The organism is Mesorhizobium sp. Root102 (assembly GCF_001425625.1).
Classification (GTDB): Bacteria; Pseudomonadota; Alphaproteobacteria; order Rhizobiales; family Rhizobiaceae; genus Mesorhizobium.
The window spans coordinates 58,808-73,172 of sequence record NZ_LMCP01000004.1 but is presented as its reverse complement, the minus strand read 5'-3'; the positions used below and the strand labels follow the sequence as shown (position 1 = coordinate 73,172).

At 63.3% G+C, this 14,365-nt stretch carries 13 protein-coding genes; 7 read left to right on the top strand and 6 right to left on the bottom strand.

The genetic code is table 11. From position 1 onward, the window contains the following. The first annotated feature begins 98 nt into the window (after positions 1–98). Both ASD12_RS05900 and ASD12_RS05895 read left to right on the top strand, forming a co-directional pair. A complete protein-coding gene (locus ASD12_RS05900) occupies positions 99–1,061 on the top strand; it encodes a D-amino acid aminotransferase (RefSeq protein ID WP_056582850.1) in 963 nt (320 codons plus the stop codon). Positions 1,062–1,193: 132 nt separating this feature from the next. After that, the gene (locus tag ASD12_RS05895; protein WP_056582848.1) at positions 1,194–2,033 is read left to right on the top strand and encodes an SDR family oxidoreductase; all 840 of its coding nucleotides are present in this window, start codon (positions 1,194–1,196) and stop codon (positions 2,031–2,033) included. An 80-nt stretch (positions 2,034–2,113) separates the two neighbouring features. Here ASD12_RS05895 and ASD12_RS05890 read toward each other — a convergent pair whose 3' ends face one another. Continuing rightward, complete coding sequence (locus tag ASD12_RS05890; protein WP_056582846.1) at positions 2,114–2,731, bottom strand: MOSC domain-containing protein; 618 nt, start codon at positions 2,729–2,731, stop codon at positions 2,114–2,116. Positions 2,732–2,894: 163 nt separating this feature from the next. Between ASD12_RS05890 and ASD12_RS05885 the strand changes: the two genes are divergently transcribed. After that, positions 2,895–3,494 (top strand): isoprenylcysteine carboxylmethyltransferase family protein, encoded by a 600-nt coding sequence (locus ASD12_RS05885; protein WP_244482753.1) that lies wholly within the window; start codon positions 2,895–2,897, stop codon positions 3,492–3,494. Between the two features lie 10 nt (positions 3,495–3,504). Here ASD12_RS05885 and ASD12_RS05880 read toward each other — a convergent pair whose 3' ends face one another. The 4 genes from ASD12_RS05880 to ettA form a co-directional block, all read right to left on the bottom strand. Beyond that, entirely contained in the window at positions 3,505–4,626 is a 1,122-nt protein-coding gene (locus tag ASD12_RS05880; RefSeq protein WP_056582844.1) for a beta-ketoacyl-ACP synthase III, read from the bottom strand. Between the two features lie 109 nt (positions 4,627–4,735). After that, positions 4,736–5,071: a hypothetical protein gene (locus ASD12_RS05875; protein ID WP_056582842.1), complete on the bottom strand. Its 336-nt coding sequence runs from the start codon at positions 5,069–5,071 to the stop codon at positions 4,736–4,738. Between the two features lie 104 nt (positions 5,072–5,175). Next, on the bottom strand, positions 5,176–5,943 hold the full coding sequence (gene tam / locus ASD12_RS05870) for a trans-aconitate 2-methyltransferase (protein ID WP_056582840.1): 768 nt from the start codon (positions 5,941–5,943) through the stop codon (positions 5,176–5,178). A 46-nt stretch (positions 5,944–5,989) separates the two neighbouring features. Next, positions 5,990–7,639, bottom strand: a complete 1,650-nt coding sequence (gene ettA / locus ASD12_RS05865; protein WP_056582837.1) for an energy-dependent translational throttle protein EttA — start codon at positions 7,637–7,639, stop codon at positions 5,990–5,992. A 257-nt stretch (positions 7,640–7,896) separates the two neighbouring features. Here ettA and ASD12_RS05860 point away from each other — a divergent pair, with 257 nt between their 5' ends. Next, positions 7,897–9,177, top strand: coding sequence for a GGDEF domain-containing protein (locus ASD12_RS05860; protein ID WP_082525273.1), 1,281 nt, complete (start codon positions 7,897–7,899; stop codon positions 9,175–9,177). 89 nt (positions 9,178–9,266) lie between these two features. Here the strand turns inward: ASD12_RS05860 and ASD12_RS05855 are convergent, their stop codons facing one another. Next, positions 9,267–10,274 carry a ribonuclease gene (locus tag ASD12_RS05855; RefSeq protein ID WP_056583082.1) on the bottom strand — a complete coding sequence of 336 codons (1,008 nt, stop codon included), beginning with the start codon at positions 10,272–10,274 and terminating at the stop codon, positions 9,267–9,269. Between the two features lie 188 nt (positions 10,275–10,462). On the opposite strand from ASD12_RS05855, the gene ASD12_RS05850 reads away from it, so the two are divergent. From ASD12_RS05850 to ASD12_RS05840, 3 genes are all read left to right on the top strand, one after another. Then, on the top strand, positions 10,463–11,395 hold the full coding sequence (locus ASD12_RS05850; protein ID WP_056582835.1) for an alpha/beta hydrolase: 933 nt from the start codon (positions 10,463–10,465) through the stop codon (positions 11,393–11,395). 100 nt (positions 11,396–11,495) lie between these two features. After that, entirely contained in the window at positions 11,496–12,671 is a 1,176-nt protein-coding gene (locus tag ASD12_RS05845; protein WP_056582834.1) for a CaiB/BaiF CoA-transferase family protein, read from the top strand. Then, positions 12,668–14,317, top strand: coding sequence for a thiamine pyrophosphate-binding protein (locus ASD12_RS05840; RefSeq protein ID WP_056582832.1), 1,650 nt, complete (start codon positions 12,668–12,670; stop codon positions 14,315–14,317). The genes ASD12_RS05845 and ASD12_RS05840 overlap by 4 nt, the downstream gene beginning before the upstream one ends. Positions 14,318–14,365 lie beyond the last annotated feature (48 nt).

The following is a 14,365-nucleotide window of genomic DNA, read 5'->3' as shown; positions in this document are numbered from 1 at the left end:
TCGCCATGGAGGCCGAACAGCACCGGGCGGGTGGCTCTATGTCTTCTGCCCAACGCGGATAGCCTGCTGACCTCGCCTTGTGCGACAGGAGGCTTCCGATGAGCCAAACGATGGCGACACAGGACGAGAGGCAACCGCCCGTGGTTGGCGACCGCCATGTCGACCCGCACTTCTACCCCGAGGGGATCGCTTTCCTCGACGGTCAGTACCTGCCGATGTCGCAGGCCAAGATCTCAGTGCTGGATTGGGGTTTTCTGCATTCCAACGCCACTTACGACACCGTGCATGTCTGGAATGGCCGCTTCTTCCGCCTCGATTTGCATCTCGATCGCTTCTTCGGCGGGTTGGAAAAGCTGCGCATGAAGATCCCCTTCGACCGCGACGGCGTGACCGAAATCCTGCACAATTGCGTGGCGCTGTCGGGTCATCGCGCCGCCTATGTGGAAATGCTGTGCACGCGCGGCGCCTCCCCGACCTTCAGCCGCGACCCGCGCCAGGCGGTCAACCGCTTCATGGCGTTCGCCGTGCCGTTCGGCTCGGTCGCCAATGCCGAGCAGTTGCAGCGCGGTCTGCATGTCGCCATCAGCGACAAGGTACGCATTCCGCCGGCCTCGATCGACCCGGCGATCAAGAACTACCACTGGCTCGATCTGGTGCGCGGCCTCTACGATGCCTATGACCGCGGCGCCGAGACCGCGTTAATTCTCGACTTCAACGGCAACGTCGCCGAAGGTCCAGGCTTCAATGTCTTCTGCGTCAAGGACGGCAAACTGTCGACGCCTTCCATCGGCGTGCTGCCCGGCATCACAAGGCGCACCGTCTTCGACCTGTGCGCCGAGACAGGTCTTGCCGCCACGGCTACCGATGTCAGCATCGCCGCATTGCGCGAGGCAGTCGAGGTTTTCATCACCTCGACCGCGGGCGGCATCATGCCGGTCACGGTCATCGATGGCGCCCCGGTCGCCGACGGCAAGGTCGGGCCGATCACCAGCCGCCTGAAGGCGCTCTATTGGCAAAAGCACGACGACCCGGCATGGTCGTCTCAGGTGAATTACCCCTGATCAAGGGGCGTCTTGTTCAAAAAGATTTCCCCTCGCCTCTGGAAAATAACGGGTTAAGCCGTATATGCCAAAAAACGGAGAAGCCTCCGCTTTCACCCGAAATCACGCCCGCAGGGGCAAGGACTCCACATCATGACAAACAAGGTTTGGTTCATCACCGGATCGTCGAAGGGCTTTGGCCGCGTCTGGGCCGAGGCCGCATTGGCGCGTGGCGACCGCGTCGCGGCGACCGCCCGCGATGCCGGCACGCTCGCCGATCTCGTCGAGAAATATGGCGATAACGTCGCCACGATAAAGCTCGACGTTACCGACAAGAGGGCAGTCGATGCCGCGGTCGCCGAAGCGCACAAGCGCTTTGGCCGGCTCGACGTCGTCATCAACAATGCCGGCTACGGCCATTTCGGCGCGATCGAGGAGGTCAGCGAACGGGAAGCCCGCGACCAGATCGAAACCAACGTCTTCGGCGCGCTGTGGGTCACCCAGGCCGCCCTGCCGATCATGCGGGCGCAGCAGTCCGGCCACATCATCCAGATCTCGTCGATCGGCGGCGTCAACGCCTTTGCCTCGCTCGGCCTCTACCACGCCTCGAAATGGGCACTGGAAGCCTTCAGCCAGTCGCTTAGTATCGAGGTCGCCGAATTCGGCATCCATGTGACGCTGGTCGAACCCGGTGGCTTCTCCACCGACTGGGCCGGCCCGTCGGCCAAGGTCTCCCAACCGATCGAGGCCTATGCGCCTGCCCGCGCCAAGATGGCCGAGCGCCGCGCCAATTCGGTCGCCGGCGATCCCGAGGCCACCGGTCCTGCGATGCTGGCCATTGTCGATGCCGCCGAACCGCCGCTCCGGGTGTTCTTCGGCGACGGCGGCCTGCCAATGATCAAACAGGAATACGCCAACCGCATCGCCACCTGGGAAAAATGGGATCACGTTTCCATCTTGGCGCAGGGCGCCAAGAAAAACCGCAAGGGCTAACGCTTGGCGGCTTTGCCACGCCGCCTCAAAAGGCGGCTTGGCCCCGCCTTTGGTGTACTGAACGGTGCGAACCCGCGCGGCTATGCCGTGTAAATCCACTGCTCCGGGACCCGCACCGACATCTCCTCGCCGGCCTTGATCGCTCCCGGTTTCTCGACCCAGGCCACGACGCCACGCAGCCGCTTCGCCATTTTGGGGAACAACAGCGCGCCGGCTTCTACGTCGGCCATTCCGGCATTCTCGGCGATCGACCGGCCGGCGATGCGGCAAGGTCCGTTCTGCGCGTCGATCTTGATGGTGACGCCGCCCTTGAAGAACAGCAGCGTGCCGGCAGGCAGCATGGAGAGGTTAGGCACCCCTTCGATCAAAAGATTGGCGCCGATCCATTCCGGCTTGATCTCGGTGAGGCCCATGCGTTCGGCAACAACCGCCAGCTCGTCCGCCGCCACGATCGACAGTTGCCGTTCGTTGCGCATTTCTGTGCCGCGCGGATACCAGGGCTCGCGCCCGCCGGAGCGCCGTGTCGATCCGGCATGAAAATCGCCCGATATGCCGTCGAAGCCCAGCCGCAATTCGTCCACCGGGCGCGTCTGAAAATGATCCGCCGGCGCCAGGTAAAGCGCTGCCGCTTTGGCGGCAAGCTTTCGCGCGGGGATGATTTCGGCCGGCTTTTCAGCCTCGGGGAAGAGATCCAGCATGGCGTTCTTTCCATTCGTCATCCAGCGAGTTAGCCGGGCGGGCTTCGCGGCGTCCAGTCGAAAGTGCTGATCGTCCGATCAACACCACCGATAGGATCGCGATCACGCTTTTCTTACCTGTCATCGATTTCGCGCCGCATTGTCGCCGCGCGGTGCCGGTTTCATGGTGGCGTCCAGACAGTTTGCGGAGCTGATCGTGCGACCCGTGACGGCAATCACGTTGCTTTGGTTGATCTGGGCGGCGAGCTGGGCCGCAGCCGCCCTATGGTCCGACCCTGCCCGGAAGCGCGCCGGATTCAGGGCGGAGGCCCGCTATCGCGTTCTCTGGCTGGTCGGCGCGGTGCTGCTGTTCATTCCTGCGCGTGGCTATGAAGGCCGACTTAGGCTGTGGATGCCCAACCTCCCCGAAGCCTGGATTTGTGTCGCCCTGATTGCCATCGGCATCGCCTTTGCCTGGTGGGCGCGCCTGCATCTCGGCAGACTGTGGTCGGGCACCATCACCGCCAAGGCCGGGCACCGTGTCGTCGACACCGGCCCGTACGGGCTCGTCCGCCATCCGATCTACACCGGATTGCTGTTGGCAATCCTCGCCACCATGTCGGCAAAGGGCACGATCTGGGGTTTAGCCGGGACAGCGCTGCTGATCATCGGCATCGTCGTCAAAGCGAGGCTCGAGGAAAGCTTCCTGCGCGTCGAACTCGGCCCTGCCTATGATGATTATGCCGCTCGCGTGCCCATGCTGGTGCCATTCGCGCCAGCCTGACACGGCAAGCTCAAAGCATCCGCAACAGCGCGCCGCCTATCGAATACCCCGCGCCAAAGGCGCAGATCAGGCCGAAATCGCCGGGTTTCATGTCGGCGTGGTTTTCCGACAGCGCGACGATGGCGCCGGCGCCCGCCGTGTTGCCCAGCCGCTCCAGCACCATCGGCGCGCGATCGTGGTCGACCTCGTGGCCGAACGACAGTTTCAGGATCATCGCATTCATGCGCGCATTGGCCTGATGCAGCCAGAAGCGCCTGATCGCCTGCGGCGTCAGCCCGTGCTCGGCCAGGAATTCGACGATGAATTTTTGCCCGGCGACTGTGACTTCCTTGAACACCTTGTTGCCAACCTGCTTGATCAGATTGCCTTCCAGATTGATCATATAGGGATCATCCTGGGCGGTGCGGGTATGGTAGCCCAGATTGGTGCGGATGTTGTTCGACATCTGCGTCCAGACGCGCGTGTCGAGCACCTCGAAGCGCCCCGGCCGCTTGTCGCCTTTGGCCAGGCCTTCGACCACCATCGACACCGAGGCGTCGCCGAAGATGAAATGCGTTTGCCGGTCGCGGAAATTGAGATGGCCGGTGATGATCTCCGGCGTCGTCACCAGAATGCGTTTGTGCGCGCCCGACCGCACCAGGTTGACGGCGATGTGCAGGGCTGCCGCCGCCGAAGAACAGCCGAGCCCCATGTCGAAGCCGGCGCCCTTTGTCCCCAGAGCCTCCTGCATTTCGATGGCGATTGCTGGATAGGGCCGCTGGTGATGCGAAGCCGAACAGATCACCAGGTCGATATCGGACGGCTTCAGCCCGGCATGGTCGAGAGCCTTTTTGGCCGAGGCGATGCCGAACTCGGCTTCGAGCGACAGCGCATCGTCAGGCCGTGCCGGAATTCGCGGCGCCATCCGGGTCGGATCGAGAATGCCCTCGCGTTCGATCACATGGCGGGTGCGCACGCCCGAGGCGTGGACGATGAAGTCGCTATCCGATTTCGACAACGGCGGCTCGTCGGTGCCCAGGCGGCGCGCATTCTCCGTGTCGACCCAGGCATTGAAGCTGGCGACCAGCTCTTCATTGGTGATCTTGGCTTCAGGGATTTCAACGCCGAGGCCGCTGATGATGACGCGATGCATATATCCAGTCCGTCCCATCCGCAGGCGTTGCGGGCTTCATGTGGGCGCCGGAACGCTCCGGCGCAACACTTTTCTCACCGCGGCGGTTTACGCCGACTTAAGCCTGATTTCACCAGGCGCAGAGCTTGGTGTTGGTCTGCGGGTTGTTCCAGCAGGCGCCGTCGTCGCGGCTGCGCACGAACTGCCCCGGCAGCGGCACATTGCGGCGGCCGAGATTAACATACCCATAGGCAAAGCCCGGCCCGTCGATCTCCAGCACATAGGTCGGATAGCCCGGCGCCGAGATGCGGAAGCTGCCCGCATCATCGATCGCCCTGTAGCTGCATGCAAAATAGCCGTCGTCGCTGGTGAAGCAGCGCGCTCGCTTGGCCTCAGCCGAGATCGAGAACGCCAGAAGTGCCGCCGCACAAACGCTACTGCCGAAAAGCATCTTTTTCAGTGCCATTATCCACCCCTGCCACGCGGGCATTGTGATCCCATCGAGATGAAATGCGCATGGCGGCGAAACCCGGTCAAGCGGCCGCAACGGGCGTCGTGCAACGTGGCTAATCAGGCCCGTTTGGCGACAATGAAGATGCGCGGAAAGCGCAAAAGCACCTTGCCGCCCGCCGTCTTCGGATAAGCCCTGGCGATCTTGGCCGTGTAGCTGTCGAGGAACAGTGTCTTCTCGTTCGCATCGAGCGGGTCGACAAAAGGCTTCAGGCCCGTCGACTTCACCCATTCGACGATCGCCTGCGCGTCGGCAAGCGGATGGTTGTAGACGGTGTGCCAGATGTCCAGCCGATCGCTGAGCGGCGACAGGAGGTCATAGTAGAGCGACACTGGCGGCAACGGCCCGCGCGCCGCGCCCTTGAGCTTTTCGGCAAATGGCATTTCGGCGGCGGTTTCCCGCATCAGGCGGTGGGAGTCCTCGCCCATATTGTCGGGCATCTGGACGGCCAGCGCGCCTCCTGGGGCGAGGAAGCCCATCAGCCGCTGGAAGACCGCGGGATGTTCGGGCAGCCACTGGAACACCGCATTGGCGAAGATCACGTCGACCGGCTCCGCCGGCTGCCATTTGGAGGCATCGGCCAGGTCAAAGTTGACGTCGGGCAGACGCGCCCTCGCCTTCTCGATCATGTCGGGTGAGGTGTCGAAGCCCCTCACCTCAGCATCCGGCCAGCGCTCGACAAGCAGCTCGGTCGAGTTGCCCGGCCCGCAGCCGATGTCGACGACCCGGCGCGGGAAGTCGACGGGGACCTGCGCCACCAGGTCCCGCGCGGGTCGCGTGCGCTCATCCTCGAATTTCAGATATTGGGCGGCGGACCAATCAGCCATGTGAGCTCCTCATGTCTTCTTGAGAATTCGCCGCCCGGAAAACCCCTTACCGCGTCAGCCTCTTGTAGGTCATGCGGTGCGGGTTGACGGCATCGGGTCCGAGCCGGCGGATCTTATCCTGCTCGTAATCCTCGAAATTGCCCTCGAACCATTCGACATGGCTGTCGCCCTCGAAGGCGAGGATGTGCGTCGCCAGACGGTCGAGGAACATGCGATCGTGCGAGATGATGACGGCGCAACCGCCGAAGTTTTCCAATGCGTCTTCGAGTGCGGCCAGCGTTTCCGTATCGAGATCGTTGGTCGGTTCGTCGAGCAGCAGCACATTGCCGCCGGTCTTCAACATCTTGGCCAGATGCACTCGGTTGCGCTGGCCGCCGGAGAGGTTGCCGACCTTCTGCTGCTGGTCGCCGCCACGGAAGTTGAACGACGCGCAATAGGCGCGCGTATTGGCCTCGAACTTGCCGAGCTTGACCACTTCGGCGCCGCCGGAAATCTCTTCCCAAACCGTCTTTGACGGATCGAGCGTATCGCGGCTCTGGTCGACATAGCCGAGTTTCACGGTTTCGCCGACGCGGACCGTGCCTGCATCGGGTTTTTCCTGGCCGGTGATCATACGAAACAGCGTCGTCTTGCCGGCGCCGTTCGGGCCGATCACGCCGACGATGCCGCCGGGCGGCAGCTTGAACGACAGATTGTCGATCAGCAGCGTGTCTCCAAAGCCTTTCGACAGGCCTTCGGCCTCGATCACCACATTACCGAGCCGCTCGCCATGCGGAATGACGATCTGGGTATCGCTCGGACGCCGCTTGTCGGCTGCGTCCAAAAGGTCCTGGAACGCCTGGATACGCGCCTTGGATTTGGTCTGGCGAGCCTTGGGGCTCGACTGGATCCATTCGCGCTCGCGGCCGATGGCGCGCTGGCGGGCATCGTCCTCGCGGCCTTCCTGCTTCAGGCGCTTGGCCTTGGCTTCGAGGTACTTGGTGTAGTTGCCCTCGTAGGGAATGCCGCGACCGCGATCGAGTTCGAGGATCCAGCCGGTGACATTGTCGAGGAAGTAGCGATCGTGGGTGATGATCATCACGGCGCCCGGATAGGCACGCAGATGCTTTTCCAGCCACGCCGTGGTCTCGGCGTCGAGATGGTTGGTCGGTTCGTCTAGCAGCAAAAGGTCGGGCTGGCGCAGCAAGAGCTGGCAAAGCGCGACGCGGCGGCGCTCACCGCCCGAAAGCTTGGTGACTTCCGAATCCTTGGGCGGGCAGCCCAGCGCTTCCATCGCCATCTCGACCTGCTGTTCGAGATCCCACAGGTTCAGCCTGTCCATCTCGTCCTGGAGCTTGGATGACTCGTCGGCGGTCTCGTCGGAGTAGTTCATCATCAGTTCGTTGTAGCGTTCGATGATGGCGGTCTTGGCGGCAACGCCTTCCATGATGTTTTCGAACACGGTCTTGTTCGGATCGAGCGCTGGCTCCTGCGCCAGGTAGCCGACCGTGGCGCCTTCGGCGAGCCACGCCTCGCCGTTCCACTCCTTGTCGAGCCCGGCCATGATCTTGAGAATCGTCGACTTGCCCGAGCCGTTGGGGCCGAGGATGCCGATCTTGGCGTCCGGATAGAAGGACAGATGAATGTTCTCGAGCACCTTCTTGGTGCCATAGGCCTTGTTGAGGCCGGCCATGTGATAGATGAACTGGCGTGCCACGCGCGCTTTCCCTGAAAAAACTGACTGGATTTGTCGAATTGAATGGAGGTTGGCCGCTATGTAGGCGATGCAGCGGCGAACGGCAATCGCTTTTGCCGCATCTGGCCGCTCACACGCGGAAGTGTCCGCCAAGCGCTGAGGTTTTCCATGCTTACCGGGCGCGCTGAAAGCTCCGGTTAACCCTTCCGCGTCAAAACAGGTTCGAGGTGGAATCGCTGATTTGTCGCGATTTCAGGAGAAAGATCGGATCGACGGCATTGCTGAACAGTTTCCTGCTCCTTGCCGAAGCGGTCGTCTACTTCAGCGTCATGGTGACGCTTTTCCGCTTCAGGAAGCGCATTGGCCTCGGCGTCTTCGTCTGCGCGCTCGGCGTCATGCACTTTCTCGAAACCTATCTCGCCAGCGTCTTTTACGTCGCCTTGCCGTTCGGCATGGTCTCGCCGGGCTCGGCGGTGCTGTTTTCCGGCAAGCTGGTCATGCTGTTGTTGCTCTATATGAAGGAGGACGCCGCCACCGTGCGTCAGCCGATCTACGGCCTGCTGCTCGGCAATGCGCTGATGATCGGGCTGGTGCTGGTGCTGCGACTGCACGTCATCGCGGCACTTCCCGACGGCAGGCTCCCCGACATCGGCTTCATCGACCAGATGGGCTGGCTGATGGTGTGGGGCACGACGCTACTATTCGTCGACGCCATTCTGATCATTTTGCTCTACGAAAAGCTCGGGCGTTACCTGCGCAAGGCACAGTTCGCGCGCATCCTGATCTCGGTCGCTTGCGTGCTGACCTTCGACCAGGCCGGTTTCTTCACCGCGCTGCATTTCGTTGCCGGCGCGCCGATAGCGGTCTTTTTCGGCGGCTGGGTCGCCAAGATGGCGGCGGCGCTGACCTTCAGCACCATGCTCGTGGCCTATCTCAAATGGTTCGAGGAGCGCCAGATCGCGGCGCCGCGCGGGCTGACCGATATCTTCGATACGCTGACCTATCGCGAACGCTACGAAGCGCTGGTCGAACATGTCGGCCGTGACGGCCTGACCGGCCTGCTGCACCGGGGTCGCTTCGACAGCGACGGTGAAGCCGCCGTCCAGGTCAGCCTGCGCACCGCCAAGCCGCTCAGCCTGCTGATCATCGATGTCGACCATTTCAAGTCGATCAACGACCGTTTCGGCCATGCCGAGGGCGACAAGGTGCTGAAAGCGGTTGCGGCCCTGCTTGGCGAAGCGGCACGCGCCGAGGACCAGGTGTTCCGCATCGGCGGCGAGGAATTCGCCATCCTCAGTTCGCGTCCGCACCCGGTCGCCAGGCTGTTTGGCGAGAGCATCCGCTCCGCGGTCAAGGGCTCGGCCGCCACCAGCCGGTTCGAGCTGACCGTCAGCGCCGGCGTTTCCAGCGTCAGCGAAACGACGCGCTGCCTTGCCGACCTGTTCGCGCTTGCCGACCAGCGCCTCTACAAGGCGAAATCGACCGGGCGCGATCGCGTCGTCGGCGAGCCGGGCGGCCACGACGCAGCCGTTGTGTGGACCAAGCCCGCGCGGATTTAAGTCTGTTCTAGGATTTCTTCTGCCGACGAACGCCTGACGGCGCGACAGTCCAGTTGTCTGCGTCCCGCCTGCGCTTACCTACCCTGTACTTACTGGAAGCCTATCGCATCGACGGTGCCGGTCGGGCAGCCGGCCTTGTTGGTCGGCACCGAAGCCAGCAACAGATCCTTGAGCGAGCTGTTGGGGCCGATCGGGCCGGCAAGGCCGAGCGTCAGTTCGCCGATCAGCCGCCTGCCGCTCGACGGATCGATGACGCAGGAAACGCGCACGCGGTCGCCTGCGCCCGCCCCGAAGGCAGTGTCGAAGGCGCCGCGAATCTGGTCCGCCGTCAGCTTGCCGCCGATGTTCTTGGCAAAGAGATCGCGCACCGGCGAGCTGTTCACCGCGCGCATCAGGTTGAGCGCATCGGAGAAATAGTCCTGCTGGCTCTTGCCATAGCAGGTGCCGTGCTTGATCCATTCATGCCGTTCGAGCTTGGAAGCTGTCCCCGGCATCACCTGATCGAGTTCCGTGCGGGTGTTGGCGTCCAGGTTGATCGGCGGCAGGTCCTTCCAGTGGGCCGGATTGTCGTTGGCCTTGTCGCTCGCCGTCGCTTGGCAATAGAAATTGCCGCTTGGCTGCGGCCAGAGGCCGTGCAAGGTGAAATGCGTGGCGTCGAAATCACCAGCACTCTGCGCCTTGCATTCCGTCTTGCTCGACTTGGTCTCGCAGAAGGCCGGCTGCCAGCTCAGCGCGAAGACATATTCGGGTTTTCCCGATGCCGCCGGCTTGCCTTGCCCGCCCGGTGCGACCGGCACCGTCGCCGCGCTGCTGCCAGAAACATGGCCGCAGGTGACCTTCACCCAGCGGCGCTCCGGATCGGCGCCCGGCACCAGGATGAGGTAGTGCGTCGGCGCATCCTTGTTGCCGGCAAGCAGCTGGTAGCCCTGCCCGGCATCGGTCGAGACATTGCCGGGGTTCTTGCCGTTCTTGATGGCTTGCGTCGCCGGACAGGCAGCGTCGGCAACGAAAGTGCCGCTCATCTTGACGTCGGCACGCGCCGCACCAGCCAGCGACGCCGCCAACATGGCCAATCCGAAAACGACACCAATGCGCATGGAAGATCCCCGGTTGAAGAAGTGGGCGACAGACTGAAGCTGTCTCCATGTCAGAATTGCGATATTTTGCTGGCCAAACGCAAGAAACATCGTCTGCGAAAAGCAGGCAGGCGGATTGACGCAAAACCGGCGCCGGCGCAAACAAGGCCGGCGCCACGGCGGCGGCCAGAGCCTGGAGACCGAGCGGCATGTCATTCAGCCAGCAGCACGTGGTTGCCTCGCCGACCGGTGCCGATCTCAATCTTTTCATCAGGCAAGCCGATGGCCGGCCACGAGCCGTTGTCCAGATCAATCACGGCCTGGCTGAGCACGCCGCGCGCTATGCCCGCTTCGCCGATTTTCTTGGCTCACGCGGCTTCCACGTCTATGTCCACGATCATCGCGGCCATGGCGCGACCAAGGCCCCCGACGCGCCGCTCGGCAGGTTCGCCGACAGGGACGGCTCCGCCAAGGTGATCGACGATGTCGACGCCATCCACGGTCTGATCGCCAGCGAACAGCCGAACCTGCCCGTCATCCTTTTTGGCCATTCGATGGGTGCTTCCGTGGCGCTGAACTACCTGTTGCGCCACTCGCCGCGCGTTCATGCCGCCGCGATCTGGAACGGCAATTTCTCCCAAGGCCTGCTCGGACAGCTGGCGCTGGGCATCCTTGCCTGGGAACGGATGCGGCTCGGCTCCGACGTGCCATCGCACCTGCTGCCGAAGCTCACCTTCCAGGCCTGGGGCAAGGCGGTGCCCAACCACCGCACATTATTCGACTGGCTGTCACGCGACGAGGCGGAAGTGGCGAAATACATCACCGATCCGCTCTGCGGCTGGGATGCTTCGGTATCGATGTGGCGCGACGTCGTCGGCATGGCGCTCAACGGCGGCAAGGATGCCGGCTTTGCCGCCATCCGGCGCGACCTCCCCGTCAGCATCGTGGGCGGCGAAAGGGATCCGGCTTCCGACTATGGCAAAGGCATCACCCATCTTGCCAATCGCATGCGCAAGATGGGCTTTTCGAATCTGGTTTCAAAGGTTTACGCAGACACCCGCCACGAAAGTCTGAACGAGGTGAATCGCGACATCATCATGGGCGATTTCGCGGCTTGGGCCGACGGCGTGCTGAAAGGTTGAAGGGATTGGCCCATCGCAAGAGCCGTGACAGCCGTTGCAGGGCTTGATAGAGGCTCTGCTTTCGCAGCAATCAAGGTGATTGCGGCAACCACGGTGATCTATGGCTGAGCCCCCGCTGAAAGGCGTCCGCGTCGTCGAACTCGCCCGCATCCTTGCCGGACCATGGGCCGGGCAGTTGCTTGCCGATCTCGGCGCCGATGTCATCAAGGTCGAGAGCCCCGATGGCGGCGACGACACCCGCAAATGGGGCCCGCCCTTCGTCATGAGCAAGGACGGCGAGAACCTGTCGGCCGCCTATTACCATTCCTGCAATCGTGGCAAGCGCTCCATCGCCATCGATTTCTCGACACCGGAAGGCGCCGAGACGGTGCGCCGGCTGGTCGCGACTTCGGACGTGCTGATCGAGAACTTCAAGCTCGGCGGCCTGAAGAAATACGGCCTCGACTATGACAGCCTGCGCAAGATCAACCCGCGCCTCGTCTATTGCTCGATCACCGGCTTTGGTCAGGACGGCCCCTACGCGCCACGCGCCGGCTACGACTTCATCATCCAGGCCATGGCCGGCATGATGTCGATCACCGGCGAGGTCGGCCGTGAGCCGCAAAAGGCCGGCGTCGCCATCTCCGACATCTTCACCGGCCTCTATTCGGTCATCGCCATCCAGGCCGCACTGCGGCACGCCGAACAGACCGGCGAGGGCCAGCACATCGACATGGCGCTTTTCGACACCCAGATCTCGGCACTCGGCAACCAGAACCTCAATTATCTCGTCTCCGGCAAGTCGCCGGTGCAGATGGGCAATGCGCATATGAACATCGCCCCCTACGAAGTGGTGCCGGTCAAGGATGGCCACATCATCCTGGCTGTCGGCAATGACGGCCAGTTCGCCAAATTCTGCGCTGTCGTCGGGCTGGATGAACTGTCGACCAGCCCCGACTTTGCCACCAATCCGGCCCGGGTCGCCAACCGGGTCAAGCTGCGCGAGCACATGATCGAGGCGCTGAAGGTTTTTGATCGCGACCCGTTGCTGGCGAAGCTGGAAGCGGCCGGCGTGCCGGCGAGCCCGATCAACACCATCGGCCAGATGTTCGCTGACCCGCAGACCATCGCGCGCGGCATGCGGCTCGATCTCGACGACGGCCATGGCAATCTTCTGCCTTCGGTGCGTGCGCCGATGGTCATGTCCGGCACGCCGCTGGTCTATGAGCGCCCCTCGCCGCGCCTGGGCGAGCACACGCAAGAAATCCTTGCCGAACTGGAGAAGTCTGGACAATGAAGACCGGCGGACAACTGATCGTCGACGCGCTCGAAGCCAACGGCACCGACCGCATCTATTGCGTGCCCGGTGAATCCTATCTGGCGGTGCTCGACGCGCTGCACGATTCAGCGATCCGCACCATCGTCTGCCGCCAGGAAGGCGGTGCCGCCATGATGGCCGACTGCCACGGCCGCCTGACCGGCAAGCCCGGCATCTGCTTCGTCACCCGCGGCCCCGGCGCCACCAACGCCTCGGCCGGTATCCACATCGCCATGCAGGATTCGATACCCGTCATCCTGTTCATCGGCCAGGTCGCCAGCCACGCCAAGGAGCGTGAGGCTTTCCAGGAAGTGGACTACAAAAGGTTCTTCGGTGACATCGCCAAATGGGTGGTCGAGATCGACGATGCCTCGCGCATCCCGGAATTCGTCACCCGCGCCTTCGCGGTGGCGACATCGGGCCGCCCCGGCCCGGTGGTCATCTCGCTGCCGGAAGACATGCTGACCAGTGTCGTCGAAGCGCCCATCGCCTTGCCGCACACACCGGTCGAAACCCGGCCGGGCGAAACCGAGCTTAATGCGCTGGAAAAGCTGCTGGCCAAGGCCAAGCGGCCGTTCGTCATCCTTGGCGGCACGCGCTGGGACGCCGAGGCGGTGGCGCGGATGCGCACGATCGCCGAGGCGTGGTCGCTGCCGGTCGGCTGCTCCTTCCGCCGCCAGATGCTGTTCGATCATCTGCATCCGAACTATGCCGGCGATGTCGGCATCGGCATCAACCCGAAGCTGGCGACAGCGATCAAGCAGGCCGATCTCGTGCTGCTGGTCGGCGGCCGCATGGGCGAAATGCCCTCCTCGGACTACACGCTGCTGAAAAGCCCCTATCCCGACCAGACGCTGGTGCATGTCCATGCCGACGCCGGCGAACTCGGCCGCGTCTACCGGCCGGCATTGGCGATCAACGCCTCGCCGTCTGCCTTTGTCGAAGCTTTCGCCAGGCGCAAGCCAGCCTCGGCGCCGACTTGGGCAGCCGAGACGCCAAAGCTGCATGCCGCCTATCTCGAATGGTCGACACCGCCGGAAAGCGGCCCCGGCTCGGTCCAGATGGGGCCGATCATGAACTACCTGGAAAAAATGCTGCCCGACGACACCATCCTCACCAACGGCGCCGGCAATTACGCCACCTGGGTGCATCGCTTCCACCGCTTCCGCCGCTTCGCCACGCAGGCAGCGCCGACGTCAGGCTCGATGGGCTATGGCACGCCTGCGGCAGTCGCCGCCAAAGAGCTGTTTCCGGATCGCACCGTGGTTGCCTTCGCCGGCGACGGCTGCTTCCTGATGAACGGGCAGGAATTCGCCACTGCCGTGCAATATGACCTGCCGATCGTGGTCGTCGTCGTCAACAATGGGATCTACGGCACCATCCGCATGCATCAGGAGCGCGAATATCCCGGTCGCGTCGTCGCCACCGATCTCAGGAACCCCGATTTCGCGGCCCTCGCCCGCGCCTATGGCGGCCATGGCGAAACGGTCGAGAAGACAGCGGATTTCGCTGCGGCCTTCGAACGCGCCCGCGCCAGCGGCAAGCCGGCGATCGTCGAAATCCGGCTCGACCCCGAAGCGATCACGCCGAGCAAGACGATGACCCAGATACGCGACAAGGCGTAGTTACAAAAAAGGGGCAGTCGCCCGCCCCTTTCTGTCAACGCGGCTTGC

Bases quoted from the DNA above. Each gene is read 5' to 3' on its own strand.
- ASD12_RS05880 (WP_056582844.1), bottom strand. From the start codon at position 4,626: ATGCATCGCGTCATCATCAGCGGCCTCGGCGTTGAAATCCCTGAAGCC.
- ASD12_RS05890 (WP_056582846.1), bottom strand. From the start codon at position 2,731: ATGCTGGATCTCTTCCCCGAGGCTGAAAAGCCGGCCGAAATCATCCCC.
- ASD12_RS05895 (WP_056582848.1), top strand. From the start codon at position 1,194: ATGACAAACAAGGTTTGGTTCATCACCGGATCGTCGAAGGGCTTTGGC.
- tam (WP_056582840.1), bottom strand. From the start codon at position 5,943: ATGGCTGATTGGTCCGCCGCCCAATATCTGAAATTCGAGGATGAGCGC.
- ASD12_RS05845 (WP_056582834.1), top strand. From the start codon at position 11,496: ATGGCTGAGCCCCCGCTGAAAGGCGTCCGCGTCGTCGAACTCGCCCGC.
- ASD12_RS05840 (WP_056582832.1), top strand. From the start codon at position 12,668: ATGAAGACCGGCGGACAACTGATCGTCGACGCGCTCGAAGCCAACGGC.
- ASD12_RS05855 (WP_056583082.1), bottom strand. From the start codon at position 10,274: ATGCGCATTGGTGTCGTTTTCGGATTGGCCATGTTGGCGGCGTCGCTG.
- ASD12_RS05875 (WP_056582842.1), bottom strand. From the start codon at position 5,071: ATGGCACTGAAAAAGATGCTTTTCGGCAGTAGCGTTTGTGCGGCGGCA.
- ASD12_RS05900 (WP_056582850.1), top strand. From the start codon at position 99: ATGAGCCAAACGATGGCGACACAGGACGAGAGGCAACCGCCCGTGGTT.
- ASD12_RS05885 (WP_244482753.1), top strand. From the start codon at position 2,895: ATGGTGGCGTCCAGACAGTTTGCGGAGCTGATCGTGCGACCCGTGACG.
- ASD12_RS05850 (WP_056582835.1), top strand. From the start codon at position 10,463: ATGTCATTCAGCCAGCAGCACGTGGTTGCCTCGCCGACCGGTGCCGAT.